10 protein-coding genes are annotated in these 13,957 nt (G+C 45.7%); 3 read left to right on the forward strand and 7 right to left on the reverse strand.

The window, feature by feature from the left end; genetic code table 11:
- A partial coding sequence (locus AB6E51_RS23140) for a zinc-binding alcohol dehydrogenase family protein (RefSeq protein WP_372140231.1) occupies positions 1-907 on the forward strand: 907 nt, incomplete at its 5' end.
- 122 nt (positions 908-1,029) lie between these two features.
- Here AB6E51_RS23140 and AB6E51_RS23145 read toward each other — a convergent pair.
- The 7 genes from AB6E51_RS23145 to AB6E51_RS23175 all read right to left on the reverse strand — a co-directional run bounded on the left by AB6E51_RS23145 (position 1,030) and on the right by AB6E51_RS23175 (position 9,506).
- Entirely contained in the window at positions 1,030-1,641 is a 612-nt protein-coding gene (locus AB6E51_RS23145) for a CIA30 family protein (RefSeq protein WP_065584785.1), read from the reverse strand.
- 48 nt (positions 1,642-1,689) lie between these two features.
- Positions 1,690-1,956 (reverse strand): DUF3081 domain-containing protein, encoded by a 267-nt coding sequence (locus AB6E51_RS23150; RefSeq protein WP_017062438.1) that lies wholly within the window; start codon positions 1,954-1,956, stop codon positions 1,690-1,692.
- 274 nt (positions 1,957-2,230) lie between these two features.
- Positions 2,231-3,433 (reverse strand): type III PLP-dependent enzyme, encoded by a 1,203-nt coding sequence (locus tag AB6E51_RS23155; RefSeq protein WP_372058154.1) that lies wholly within the window; start codon positions 3,431-3,433, stop codon positions 2,231-2,233.
- Positions 3,426-5,291 carry an IucA/IucC family siderophore biosynthesis protein gene (locus tag AB6E51_RS23160; protein ID WP_372058153.1) on the reverse strand — a complete coding sequence of 622 codons (1,866 nt, stop codon included), beginning with the start codon at positions 5,289-5,291 and terminating at the stop codon, positions 3,426-3,428. Before AB6E51_RS23160 ends, AB6E51_RS23155 begins: the two co-directional genes overlap by 8 nt.
- The gene (locus tag AB6E51_RS23165; protein WP_372058152.1) at positions 5,263-6,480 is read right to left on the reverse strand and encodes an MFS transporter; all 1,218 of its coding nucleotides are present in this window, start codon (positions 6,478-6,480) and stop codon (positions 5,263-5,265) included. Before AB6E51_RS23165 ends, AB6E51_RS23160 begins: the two co-directional genes overlap by 29 nt.
- 6 nt (positions 6,481-6,486) lie before the next feature.
- On the reverse strand, positions 6,487-8,298 hold the full coding sequence (locus AB6E51_RS23170) for an IucA/IucC family protein (RefSeq protein WP_372058151.1): 1,812 nt from the start codon (positions 8,296-8,298) through the stop codon (positions 6,487-6,489).
- On the reverse strand, positions 8,295-9,506 hold the full coding sequence (locus AB6E51_RS23175; protein ID WP_372058150.1) for an acetyl-CoA carboxylase biotin carboxylase subunit family protein: 1,212 nt from the start codon (positions 9,504-9,506) through the stop codon (positions 8,295-8,297). Before AB6E51_RS23175 ends, AB6E51_RS23170 begins: the two co-directional genes overlap by 4 nt.
- Before the next feature lie 241 nt (positions 9,507-9,747).
- On the opposite strand from AB6E51_RS23175, the gene AB6E51_RS23180 reads away from it, so the two are divergent.
- A complete protein-coding gene (locus AB6E51_RS23180) occupies positions 9,748-11,781 on the forward strand; it encodes a TonB-dependent receptor (protein ID WP_372058149.1) in 2,034 nt (677 codons plus the stop codon).
- A 184-nt stretch (positions 11,782-11,965) separates the two neighbouring features.
- Positions 11,966-13,957, forward strand: a 1,992-nt coding sequence (locus AB6E51_RS23185; protein WP_372140234.1) for a TonB-dependent receptor family protein, incomplete at its 3' end; no start/stop codon positions are given.

Here is a 13,957-nt window from a genome sequence, read left to right on the forward strand (position 1 = left end):
GGTAAAAGTGAGCGCGACTTCTATCAATCCTGCTGACGCTAAAATTCGTATTCGTAATGCCAAAGACAAAACTCTTGAGCAGCCAAAAGTGCTGGGCTATGACGCAGTCGGTGAAGTTGTTGGCAAAGGTGCTGACGTTGAAGGCTTCAAAGTCGGTGACCGTGTGTACTATGCAGGTGACGTAACTCGTATGGGCGCTAATGCCGAATACCAAGCTGTGGACTACCGTATTACCGCTAAAGCGCCGAAGAGCCTTTCTGATGAAGCTGCAGCCGTTATGCCACTAGCAACGCTTACGGCTTGGGAAGCATTGTTTGACCGCTTGCGTGTTCGTCCTGAAGAGAAAAAGTCTATCCTGATCATTGGTGGAGCAGGCGGTGTTGGTTCAATTACGATTCAACTGGCTAAGCAACTGACCAACCTAAATGTTATCGCAACAGCTTCAAGACCCGAAACTGAACAGTGGGTAAGGGATATGGGGGCGGATTATGTGGTGAACCACCGTAACCTTGTCGAGTCTGTGCGAGAGCAAGGCATTCAACATGTCGACTACATTTTCAATGTTGCAGACACAAAAGGGCACTGGGATGCGATGGTTGAATTGATCGCACCGCAAGGCATGATCAGTTCGATTGTTGAATTTGATGGTGGCATTGACTTGTCAGCGCTGCAAGGCAAATCAGCAGGCTTTGTTTGGGAGCTGATGTTTACACGTTCACTGTTTAACACCGAAGATATCCAGAAGCAGCAAGACATCCTATTCCAAGCCGCGAATCTGATTGATGCGGGCCGTATTAAATCGACGCTAACCTCGACCCTAAATGGCTTTAGTGTGGAAACACTTAAAGATGCACACCAACGTATTGAAAGCAGTGCCTCGATTGGTAAAACAGCTATCAAATACTAATTGCTGATGTTTTAATCCGCCGTTGTTTTGAATTGTTGACGGTTTAAATAGAAGAAGCCCCTGATATCTGATTGCTAGTCAAAAGGTTTCAGGGGCTTTTGTTTGTTTTCAGTTTAGTCAGTTTAGTCAGCTTCTGGTGATGTGATAGGTTTCGATGTTCTGAAGTGAAGCTGTATTAGGTCTAGCTCAAAAGGCGAGGGCTCTTTGTCCGCAATCAAAAAACCGATTTGTTTGATGTCTCGTGCCTTAAGTTCCGGCGCATCGCTCAGTAGCCGACCTCTGAACACAGCTTGAAAATCATTGAAGTGGAACACCTTGTTAAGCCGCACTCCCTTTATCGTAACGAAATCGTGTTTGTATTGAACTCGATTACCATCTTTCGATGTTGTGAGCCTCAGTTGGTAGGTGCGACCATCACCAACGAAAACTAGCTCTGCGCTATCTATTTCATGGGCTGGTGATTCAATGGAGCGCTTTACAGAACTGAAACCACCATTGTTTTCTAACGATAGCTCGCCCCTAAATCGACTCATATCATCAAGATAAATGAGCCCGCCCGTTGAGATGCCACCCATTACATCGTCGTTGGTCGCTGTCCAATTCTTGTGTTCGTTCGGTTGTATAAAATCAATCATACCTATGCCTGCTACAGATACTTGAGACCATAAAAAGGAGAGGCTGAGTACTAGCCAAAAAGGGTGTCTTCGCTTAAGCAATGAAGCCGTTTCGTTCATGATTGTCTCCGTTAGCCGTTAGCCGTTAGCCGTTAGTCTGTTCGCGTTTTATGGAGAAGGTTCAGTGGCAAGCATACCCATACAATGCTCAATAAATTCAGAGTAATTTGAAGCGTTGTCGTACTCGATTTTCAATGAACCATGAAACATCAGCGTCACTGTTACGTCTTTATAGCTTAGCCAACAGGTATAACCATCATAATCATGCCAAGCCGCCATTTCGCCCACTTGATATTTATTGTCCAGTTGCTCGCCAGAGGTGCGAATGCACTCAAACACTCTGAGAAACTCAATAATGGTGATTCTGTTGTCCATGTATCACTCCCGCTGCGCAGTCGATGAAAAATGCTAAGTGCTTGTATTCGAATTAACTACGGTTTGGTTCTGCATTACGATCACTGTGGGGGGGCGGTTGCTCAATCACTGCAGCTGTTTTGCAAAAGGGCTAAGATAAACAGAAGAAAGGCGTTAGTAGACTTGAGTTTACTAACGCCTTTTTATTTGGTGACTTTTTATTGAGTGCCTTTAGCTGGCTCTATGGAGTTTCAACTCAAACTATCAGTTAGAAATCATAGAGCACAGCGGATGCCTAGAAGTAATGAAACACCGGAGGTTCATGCATTAAGAAGTTTTGATGCGAGATGTTCCAAGCATAAGCGCCTGCTAGCGTGAACACCACATAGTCACCGATGTCGATGTGATCGATATTTTGATTCCGTGCCAGAACATCTTTTGGGGTGCACAACTGACCAACTAGTGTGGCTGTAGTCTGGTCTATTGGGTTTGAAATAGTGGGTTGCTGATTACTTTTCACGATTGCAAAAGGGTGGTCATGGCTTTGCGCTGCCGGAGTACGGAAATGATGTGTGCCTCCGCGAGCAATCACAAAGTTCTCACCGAGATTTTGTTTAATGTCTAACACCTCCATCACGTAGTAGCCACAAGGTGCTGAGATGTAGCGCCCGCACTCAAAACGCAGTGTCCAATCTTGTAGTTGTTCTTTGGCAATCAGAAATTCCAATTTGTCACAAAACTCTACCCACGGAAAATGTTGTTTCTGATCTTGATAATTGATTCCCATACCGCCACCCAAGTTGATCGTAAGATCTTCAAGTGAGTATTCTTCTTTCCATTCCTTCACTACTTGGAAATAGCGTTCCATCAAAGCTAAGTGTCGACCGACTTCAAGCTGGTGTGACATCAAATGGAAGTGAAAGCCATTCAACTTGATTAAGGGGAAATCGCGTAGGTACATCAAGGCATTACTTAACTCACTCTCATCGAGGCCAAACGGGGTGGGCTTTCCTCCCATGGCTAATTTGCTAAGTGTGATGTCACCAATGTCTATGTTCATACGCAGGAAGATCGGAGCAGGTCGATTCAACTTTTGTGTTAAAGAACCAATGCGTTGTAACTCAGTGAGGCTCTCTACATGAATCGCATCAACATCGAGTATAATCGCTTGATCTAACTCACTGGGCACTTTCCCTGGGCCACCAAAGATCAGTGGTTTATTGAGTTGTTGCTGGTGGAGGTGTGCAAGCTCTCCGCCTGATGCTGCTTCGAAACCATCAACATAAGGGGCTAAAGTGCGTAATATCGGCTCTGAAGGATTCGCTTTCGCGGCGTAAAATAGCTCTACGTTTTTTGGCAATACATGGCGCATCTGCTTAATGTGCTGCTCCAATGCATCGAGATCATAAAGATAAGCACATAATGGTTGCGTTTGTTGTTTGGCCAATTGCTGGATTTCTTGATGGATAGAGGCTGAAAGTTGAGGAGAATTAAGCATGGTGAACTCCTTTTGAATGAGTTGGCCACGGTGCTGCAACTTGGGTGTAACCGGACTCTTTATCGGCATTTTGCATCAAACGTGTTGTGAAGTTATTTTTGCTTGGAAAATGACCATCGTTAAGCAATGCCATTAGTTCGGGTTGCTGGCCATTGATAGACGTCCAGCGGACGATAGCGTCTTTTAAAGTTCCCCATAACGTATTCTCAAGTGCCGAGTTACCCTCAGCGATAAAGAAAATGGCCTCGCTGATATTGTTAATGAAGGTGCAATAGCCAATACGGTTCCAACCTTGCTCACGGCTGTAGTACACCGATTGACGAGCACGCTCTGAAAGTTGCTGAAGTGTTTCTGATGGCCAAAATTCGCGTAGTAGCTTGGTACCTTCTAAGTCTCGAATCCATACACAGCAAGGCATGCCTTTTTCAAATCCAATCAACGTATTTTGTAAGTGCGGTTCAAACGCAACCCCATGTTTGAAGTAGTAGTTAAAGACGCCCGGAATCAAACAATGCAGATAGCGCTCAAACCACAGCGTGGCGACATTGTCATATTGGCTTTGTGTTGTTTGCGCTTTTTGTTTGAGTTGAGTGGCGATGCAGCTGTTCCCGTCTGTATCGTAAGCAAAGAGGGCACCCGCTAACGTTGGTTGCAAAATATCGGTTTCGCTTAAGGTGAAATTCTCTCGATACAAAATACCAAACGACTCGCGAGCTTTAATAACATCGGCTTGTTCCTGCTCGGCAACCGACTCTAGATCCAATGTGGTCGCGTAAGGTTCAGTCATTACCTTGAATACAGGATTACGTAACTGTTCACTCTCTTTGATGGGATGCAGAATCGAGGTTAATTGAACGGCACTATCGAGCTCATACCATGCGTTTTTACGTACGCAGTTAGTTAAACGCACATTGATAGAGAACTTAGCAAACCAATCCATATCTGGGTGGTACAGAGTGCGCACGGATGAAGTGGGTAAGAGTTTTTCACCACTTAATCCAAGCGGGATGATTTTGCCTTGTTCAATGGCCGTTTTGACCACTGGGTTTTGCAAAAGTGTGTAACTTTCCCAAGGGTGGCAAGGGTAAAGCATAGTACCTGCTGAATTGTTTTCATCAGGTGCAAGTTGTTCAAGCATGGTAGTTGGTGAGGTTCGGTTATCTGAACTCAAGACGTCGAGCAACGCGGTGTTGACCTTAAACCAATACAGGGGAACCTTAGCGCCAACCTCAGGGGAACACGCTAGCAGATCATCGATACTGACCCCTGAGCGACTCTTTGGCGTTGGATGAAAAGTATGTCCCCAAAGTAACGATTGCTCTGATGCGATAAACGCGTTGTGATGCTGAGGTGAGCTGTCTGAGTTTAGGAACTGTTCGGTGATCAACAAACTGTTTTCCATTTGCTCGACCAGTTCGTAATTGAATGGAATCGTCAGCACTTCTTTTAGGTAACTGAGTAGAAGCGTCAGGGTTTGCGTTGCGTCCAATTTGCACCAAGCTGCGCCGGGCATTTTAGCCCAAGGTGTATCACTGAGCTTCACTTTCCCCAGTTTACTGATGTACTCAACGGGTAAAACCATCAGACCATTTTTCTGAGGTTGATCTTGGTGAGGTAGGTGAATGGCCACGCGCTGGTTAGCGTTGTAGTTTCTTTTCAAAGTTTGAGGCAGAGAGGCAGAACTGTAGCGCCAATTAACCTGTTCATTGGGTATCGCGTATTCACGTAAGTAACAGTTCACCACGCCCATGATGGTATTGAGTTGGGCTTTTTCTCGGTTTAGCAGTACTTTTTTACGATTTTGAAGAGCTTGGTCTTCAGCGTAATACTCACTTGGAGATAATTGATTCTGTAACATGTTGATGTCCAAATTTTGAATGGATGATCAGCGCGATAGCAGCAATGCCACTGACCAACATAGAAAGTATGAAAGGAACCTCAAGCCAGCCCAAGCTTGATATAAAAGACGCGCTCAACCCAGCCGTAACGCCACCCCATTTAGACATAGCGTCAAAGCGCGAAAATACTTTGCCGCTTTGTCGTCGATCAATTTGGTTTGCTAACGCTTGATGCAAGCCGTGATAACAGCAAACCATGCCAAGTCCGAAAACAATACGAGCAATAATCAACACTTCTTGATAAGGAGTGAGATGCATTGCTGCACTGAGTGAAAGCAAACCAAAGCCTAGCCATAAAGTACGCTGCGCTTGATTGCGTTCAAACTGGTGGCGATCAACCCATTCTGAGAACAGATGGACTTTTCCTGCAAAGAGCAGATAAACACCATGTGGGAGGGCATATAAAAACCCAATCCACGCTTGGCTTGTCACGCCATATTGCTGCACATAAGGCGAGAAATAGGGGAACGTGACGACCATGGCGAAAGCAAAGCTGAACTGCGCGCCAAACACCCAATAAAGCGTATTTAACGAGTTGGTTTGGCTGCTTTGAGCTTTATTCGATACCTGATCTTTTACAATTCCCTTAGATTTCGCTAAGTCATCGATGGGTAATGTTAAGGTGAACAATAGCGCGAATAGCGGCAAAGCGGACAACCACAGATACGCGTTCAGCGGGTTTGTTTCTGATAAGCTCCAGCCAAGCCCTATCGGAGCAATAATTAGCGCCAGACGGGCAGAAAGCTGAGTTTTATTGAGTGACTTACCGAGTGATTTCGCATCGTTGATTTGGCTGGATAAGTAGCTGTTTGAGGCGGCCATGGTGCCACCAAAGGTTCCTTGAATGATAAGACCAAACACAAACATTGAGAGATTATCGGCTAAGCCACACAGCGCGAAGCCTGCTGCAAGCCCGAGTTGAGCACGTAATAGAGAGCGACGTCTGCCATATTTATCAGCAAACTGCCCCCAAAAGCGTGCCGCAACGGCAGTGCAAAAGGTCGGCAAAATAAACAGTACCCCCGCCCAGTCCGAAGTAATGTTTGCATCCAGTGTTGGCAATACCATTGGCAAAAACAGCGGCATTCCTAAGGCTGCAAACGCGGCGATAAAGTGGCTTAAAAGTACACAATAGATGAGTTTGGTCATGATGCGTTAACTCACACTCTGCTTGATGTTTTCAAGGTAAGCGTGTTGTGCTTCTTCGCTGGTTAGCAATAAAAAGTTCGGTGCTGACAAGCCATAAAATTTATTGATATCGCTTGCACCGGATAACTCTTTAGACAACAAGCTACCTGAGCTCAATAGATATTTAGCGTATAGGTTGGGTGACTCAAACAACATCTCGTTTGCGAGCTTGGTGTTGTGTCCTTGTTTGTCCAACTGGCTAAGCTGTTGGGAAAGGCTATTGGCAACCACTTCATACAGATAAGCTGACGTGGCGATTCCTTTCGTCGCCATTGCTTCGACAATCGCGGCAATGTCTAACTGCAAAGTAATCGTGGTAAACATCTGACCAAGAGCAAGTTCGTTGTCTACAGTGATGCGTTGATCTAAAAGCTGCTCACATTTTACAGGCGATTGTTGTTCAAACGTTTGGAAACGTTCTGGCCAGATACGCGCTGCATCGTTGTCTTTCATGGCTAAGGTCATCTTGCCTTGCTCATCGAATGCAATGATGGCGTTTTGTTGGTTAGACTCCAACGCGATACCGTAACGAATCCACAATGTAAGATGCACTTTGCAAAGCAGATCAACGTAATCTTTAAACCAAGTCAGTGTATCTTGCTGATAATACTGTTCGGCGAGGTGTTCCAAGAACAAGCGTTCATCATGCATTGGACTGGCAAGAGCAGCCACAGGCACCAGTGCTTTGTCTTGGAAGTAATTCGGCGGATATTCACGCACAATGTAAGCAAAGGTTTTATCGTCTCCAACATGGCCGCCATGTTTCTCATTACAATGGAAAAGCGTGCCACGTAAGTCTTGATCTGTTTGCTCTAAGTGCGTCAATAAACGTTCAAACCAATGCCCATCATAGAGCGTCGATGGTTTGATTAGGCGAATGTTTTTAGTACCTAAAGATCGCATGATCAGCGGTACTTTGATGTGGGTCTGTGGTGCTTGATTCACGACCACAGTGCGCACTGACAGGGTAGGAGTCACCTCAAGACACGCAACCGGCGCTTCAATGACACCATCAGGAAGTCCATCAAGACTTCTTAGTGTTAATGGGTGTGCGGGGAATAACTCATGGCTAAGAGCAAAATCGGCGGGCAGACCCACTTGTTCCATCGTTGGCCAACATTCTGGTTGTGGACTGGTCAATGTAACGAGTGACTTCTCGATTGCGAGCCAACGAAGTTCAAAGCTTTGTGCAAATTCTGGCGCGAATTGTTCTAGGTCGTGATCGCTTAAACCGAACTTAGCACGTGCTGTCGGGTAGTAAGGGTGGTCAAGATAGGATGCGATTTGATCGGCACGTAATAGCTTTTGCTCCCAACGTTCTAGTTGAGAAATCGGTTGCATTAGTGATTCGGATTGCTGACTGAAGGCACTATCACACAATCCTTTGTGTTTTTCTGCGCATTCGAGTTCTTGCAAATAACCATCTAATAACGAATGCGAGCTTTCGTGAGCACTTGCTTTCAGTAGTTCGATCCAATCTTGATAGTGCTGCTGGGTTTCAACGACACCATTTCTCTCGATGAACCAACCATCACCTTTCGAACCATCTGGTTGCCCGTATACCCAACGCTGCATGTAATAGCTCGGAGTAACGGGCAAGTAGAGTGTAAAGTCTGAACCCGCAAAAATAGCCCAAATTTGATTACGAGGATAAGAAGATAGTTTGAGTGTATTTGGTAGCTGAGATTTAAATTGGCTTTGAGAAACTAATCCAAACAAATCTTCACGCAAGCAAGTATCGATTAGTCGCTGAGTGAGGTATAACGCGTTGCCATTCATGCTGTTACCTCGTTTGTTGCTGTTAGATTGAAGCGAGAGATTGCCTGTTGTAGTACGGGTTCTAGAGTTTGACTAGAAGGGGAAACGACCGAAATTCTCGCTAAGTAATCCTTGTTGGAGAAACTTTGTTGGAACGTCTCACCAACCTTTTTAAGCACTTGCTGTTGAGTGACAATATCGCCCTCTTGGTGAATGAAAGAGGTTGATGACCCTTCAATCAAACCGCTTTGTTGCGCCACTACATAGTGCACATGGGCACTGCCATCAATACGAAATATAGGGTCAAGCTTGTGACCCAAGTGAAGATTTAAGATGGTATTGAACCAATTCCCGCCACTGAGGTTATCAAGTAAAAACTCTCGTCCATCACCAATACTTCGATAGTTGATCTCGACCAGTACCGGCCCCGAATCTGTGATGATGAATTCGCTATGGCAGACACCAAACCCCACCCCAAATTTTTGAAGCTGACGTATACATTCTTCTCGGTAGTGAACGCTGTTAATACCATTCCAACTCGCAGCGGTTTCGATGAAGTAAGGTGGCGCAGAGAGTTCTACATCGAACCCCCCAAGTGCGACTAAATTTTCCCCGTCACCAATGGTTTCGACAGTGATAAGCGGACCTTGTAAAAACGCCTCAACCAAAATGGGAGTCGTAGGGTGCTTTTGCCAAAACGTATCGCAATAGTTATCCAGCTCAGCTGCAGACTCGCAGCGCTGCACGTCTAAACTAGCCACGCCTTCCTTGGGCTTCGCAACGACAGGAAAATCGAAATCGAATACAGGAGCGCTCTCTCGACTTACCAAAACACTTTGAGTATTAGGTAACGATTTTTCGTTGAGAACCTGACGAGTTAAGTATTTGTTTTTCGCCTTAAGAGTCACATTCCAATCTTTAGCAGGCACACCAAAGAATTGTGCACAGATTGCGGTGGAAGTTTGTAGGTGGTCGCTGTTACTGAAAACAGCATGAGGTTCTAGCTCTTGCTCTGTGATGATTTCGATGAGTTCAAGAGGGTTGAAGACATCGCATTCCAAAATTTCATCGGGATTAAAGCGGTCATCTTCATTTGCCAGTTTTAAGTGGTTGAGTTTGTGGTCTGTGATCAAAATGACGTGGAGACCCATCGCTTTTGCTGTCGGCACGAAGCCGTGAGTGATCGCATCATTCACGACGTGACTCACGATGATTATCGTAGATTTCATGGGGCTTTCCTAATTTCCAAAACGTTGTTGTCGCCTGCTCACAACTCGCTTTCAAGTGCTCTCTTTCGGGGTTAAAAGAAAGAGAATTTTTCTATCTTATTGTTTTTATTTATTCTTATATCATTAGTGGTGTTGCATATTGCAAAGCAAATATAGATCAAAAAATATATATTGCAAATATAAATGATATTTGTTCTTATTCGCAATATTGTTATTTTATAAACTAAAACGGAATTAGAAAATGAACATTAGATTGGCCTTGTCCCCTCTCGCTTTGGCTATTGGAGGTGCATTAACCGCAGTGGCTACCGTGTCGAATGTAATGGCTGCAGAAGTAACGGTAGATGAAACCCTACAAGTTATTGGTCATCAGTACGAAGGTTACGCGGAGCACATGCCTCAGTCAGGAACCAAAACGGATGTCGAATGGTTGGATATACCGCAGGCAGTATCGGTGGTCACAAAGACGGAAATGGAAGACCGCGGTGCTGTACGTTTGGTGGATGCACTTGATGGTGTCGCAGGGGTTAACAATACCTTGGGTGAGGGAAGCCGAGACCAATTTGTGATTCGTGGTTTTGATGCACTCAACGACATGTACCGTGATGGTATGCGTGATGACGGGACTCTGCAATCGTACCGAAGCCTTGCGAATATCGAGCGTGTCGAAGTGGTAAAGGGCCCTGCAGGCGCACTTTACGGCCGAGGTTCAGCCGGCGGTATCATCAACTTGGTCACCAAGCGTGCTAACGGTGATAATTTCACACACGTCAACGGCAGTGTTGGCAGCAATAATCTTTTTGTTGGTCAGGTTGACAGCTCGATGGCGCTTAGTGACAAGGTTAGTGGTCGTATCAACGTGGAAAGTCGACAGTCTGATTCCTATGTAGATCACGTCGACTCTAATGATTTCTTTATCGCACCGACCATTCGTGTATTGCCTGCTGAGGGGCATACCATTGATCTCGATGTAGAATATGCGCACCAAGAGTTGGTGCCATATCGTGGTGTTCCATCTAAAAACGGTAAGCCTGTCGATGTCTCGGAAAGCACATTTTACGGTGGTACGAATGACTATCAAGAGTCGGACAGCATTCGTGTTGGCGTTAATTATGAATGGCTTTTGAACAGTGAATGGGCATGGACAAACCGCGCAGCATACAACCATATCGAGCTTGAGCAAAAGGGTACACGCCAAGGGACGGTAACTGGGAATGGAGTATCTCAGACTGTAAATAACTTCGGTTACGATCCTCGTACCACGACGACTCTTCAATCTGAGCTAGTTTGGGAAACCGATTCGAACCAAATGATGATCGGTGCGGATTATAATCAGATCAATATCGACTTAACGCTCGCAAGTGATAAAACCTTACCTCCAAAAGATATCTACAACCCTGTAGCAGGCCCAACACCTGATCCGGGTTTCAAACCTTTCCGTGATAACACGACAACGACGACAGGTGTATACATTCAAGACGTTTACACCTTTGGTGATCTTTCAGTGATCGGCAATGTGCGTTACGACTCGATGGAGCTGGAACAGCAAAAAGCGGGCTCAGCAAAAGAGAATCTAGACGATGACAAAGTGAGCTACCGCGGTGGTTTGGTCTACCGAATCAACAACGATATGTCAGTGTACGCAAGCTTAGCTCGTTCATGGCAATTGCCTTACTCAGGTATCTACATCAACCCTAAATTAGCAGAATTCTTCCACACCGATCTAAAAGAAATTGGCGCAAAAGCTTACCTATTAGATAACGCTTTGATGCTGAATGCCGCGGTCTTCCAAATCGATCAAGAACAACCTGAAACCAATATAGACGGAGACGTTGTTAACAAGATCGAAGCTCGTCACCAAGGTATTGAATTAGAAGCTCGCGGTCAGTTTACCGAGCAGTGGGACATTTCTGTAGGCTACAGCTATTTAGACGCGGAGAACAAAGAGACAGGCAAAAAGCCAAACGATGTGTCTGATCATTTGTTCTCTCTTTGGAGCACTTATCAGTTAGATGACAACTGGCGTTTAGGTGGTGGCGTGAAATACGTAGGCGACCGTTACGCGGGTAATGATGAAGCGGTAGCTCTGGGTGACTACACCACGGTTGACTTGATGGCAGCGTACACCACGGGTCGTCACAAAGTTCAAGCGAATGCTTACAACGTGCTTAATGAGAAATACATTCTGGGCGCAACCAACGGCACGTCTGGTACTAACCAGATTGGTTACGGAGCACCAGCCGAATTTATGCTCAGCTACGGCTATCAGTTTTAAAAGCTAATTCAGTTCTAAGAGTTCGTTCATTTCTAAGAGCTAGTTCGACTCTAAAAACGATTGATTTGTTCACTACGAGTGAGTGAACAGTTGGCTTCATTTTGAGGCCGTTTAGCCCATAGGATCAAAGCGCTGAATCGTAAACATGGCCTTTGATCCTAACTTGCCTATTTAGGAGATTTTCATGCCTTACCAGAATTTGGATGGTAAACCCTGTACTCAATCACATCAAAAGTTGCGTCTAAGTGCCCTTGCAATGGCCATCGCTTCAGTGACTTCCATGGGCGCATTTGCCGCGTCAGATCCACAAACGACGACCATGGAAACGGTTGTCGTGACGGGCAGCTTGATCGGTAATTCAGAACTTGAGGATGTGAAAGAGTATCCGGGAGCTCGTACTGTTCTGACTAATGAACAAATTAAAAAGACTGGCGCACTCTCGATTGACTCTGCCTTCCAAAGTGTACCGGGCATTAAGGTTCAAGACGAAACGGGCACCGGTGTTTTGCCTAACATCTCAGTGCGTGGTTTGAAAGCGAGTCGCAGTGGGCACGCTCAATTCCTCATGGATGGTGTTCCTCTGACACTGGCGCCGTATGGTCACACAGGACAATCAATTTTCCCTGCAACGCTGTCGATGCTTGATCGTATTGATATTGTGCGAGGCGGTGCGGCGGTTCAGTACGGACCAAACAACGTCGGTGGTGTGATCAACTTGGTGACCAAGCCTATTCCACATGAGTGGCAAACGGAAATCAGTAATCGCTTTACTGTATTCGAGGGTGGCGATACGCCGCTCAACGACTTTTACCTGCGAACGGGTGGTTGGTTAACTGATACGCTGGCACTTCAAGTCGAGGGGAACTTCTTAAAAGGTGAGAGCTTCCGTGAACACTCCGACACGGATGTAAAAAACTTCCAAGCGAAATTGCAATGGTTACTGAGCGATACTCAAGAGTTACAAGCTTTCGTTCAACGTTATGATGCCGACACCCAAATGCCGGGCGCTTTATCGCCAGATGATTACGAAAAAGATCGTACTCAGTCGAAGCGCCCATACGATGAATATCAAGGCACTTCAACGCGTTGGAGCCTGAAGTATTTACATGACTTGAATATTGCAGATAGCGCCGAATTAGAAATACTGACGTTTGGCCACCGTTCTGAGCGTTTCTTCCAATGGGGCTTTAACAGCGCTGGCGGTCACTGGGCGGACCCGGCATTACCATCAACCGATATTCGTACGTCACCACGTGAATTTGCTGTTTATGGTGTTGAACCTAAACTCGCGATGTACTTTGACGGAAATACCGTAACGCAAAATGTGATTGTTGGGGCACGCTACGTCAACGAAGATATCGATTACAAGCTGACTCAAACGCCAATTGCTGGTGGTGCTACAACAACCCCACGTGATTGGCACTTAGATACTGACGCTTTTGCTGGTTACATCAGCAATGAAATCGGCCTGTTCAATGACGTACTGAAAGTCACGCCGGGTATTCGTTACGAATCGATTGATATGACGTTTGATGATCTGGGTACAGCACAAAGCACAGACAACAAAGTGACGGAGTGGTTGCCGGGCTTAACTTTGGCATACCACCTGACAGAGCAATGGGTTGGTTACACTAATGCACAGAAATCTTTGCGTGCACCACAAATTGCTTACATTCGAGGCAAGGGTGAAGAGGGCAGTGAGCTAGCGTGGAACTACGAGTTGGGTGCTCGCTACAACCAAGATTCAACCAGCTTTAACATTGCACTTTACCGCATTGATTTTGAAGATCAGCTGCAATGGCAAAGTGCTACCCAAACTTTCGATAACATTGGTAAAACCCTTCACCAAGGTGTTGAGCTCTCTGGTCGTTATATTCCTCAAGCGATGCAAGCTTTGAGTTTGGGCGCTGGCTATAACTACTTAGATGCAACGTTAGAGGAAGAGGGTGCAAACAAAGGTAATCAACTCCCTTATACGTCTAAACACCAATTTAGCTGGGATGCGACTTACGCCTTTAGCAAGGTAGATACGACTTTGTCTGGTTACTACTTCAGCGAGTCTTACTCTGACAATGCGAATACAAGTGCCGAAGATGCAACGGGCGCGACAGGTAAAGTGCCTGCCTACATGGTCTGGAACTTTAACCTAGGTTCGGATTTGTACAAGGATGAAAAC

It is taken from the genome of Vibrio sp. 10N.247.311.47 (genome assembly GCF_041467535.1).
Classification (GTDB): Bacteria; Pseudomonadota; Gammaproteobacteria; order Enterobacterales; family Vibrionaceae; genus Vibrio; species Vibrio crassostreae_C.

What these genes read in the sequence shown, in the direction of transcription:
- AB6E51_RS23145 (WP_065584785.1), bottom strand. Translation starts at nt 1,641, where the DNA reads ATGAACGAAACGGCTTCATTGCTTAAGCGAAGACACCCTTTTTGGCTA.
- AB6E51_RS23155 (WP_372058154.1), bottom strand. Translation starts at nt 3,433, where the DNA reads ATGCTTAATTCTCCTCAACTTTCAGCCTCTATCCATCAAGAAATCCAG.
- AB6E51_RS23160 (WP_372058153.1), bottom strand. Translation starts at nt 5,291, where the DNA reads ATGTTACAGAATCAATTATCTCCAAGTGAGTATTACGCTGAAGACCAA.
- AB6E51_RS23175 (WP_372058150.1), bottom strand. Translation starts at nt 9,506, where the DNA reads ATGAAATCTACGATAATCATCGTGAGTCACGTCGTGAATGATGCGATC.
- AB6E51_RS23180 (WP_372058149.1), top strand. Translation starts at nt 9,748, where the DNA reads ATGAACATTAGATTGGCCTTGTCCCCTCTCGCTTTGGCTATTGGAGGT.
- AB6E51_RS23170 (WP_372058151.1), bottom strand. Translation starts at nt 8,298, where the DNA reads ATGAATGGCAACGCGTTATACCTCACTCAGCGACTAATCGATACTTGC.
- AB6E51_RS23150 (WP_017062438.1), bottom strand. Translation starts at nt 1,956, where the DNA reads ATGGACAACAGAATCACCATTATTGAGTTTCTCAGAGTGTTTGAGTGC.
- AB6E51_RS23165 (WP_372058152.1), bottom strand. Translation starts at nt 6,480, where the DNA reads ATGACCAAACTCATCTATTGTGTACTTTTAAGCCACTTTATCGCCGCG.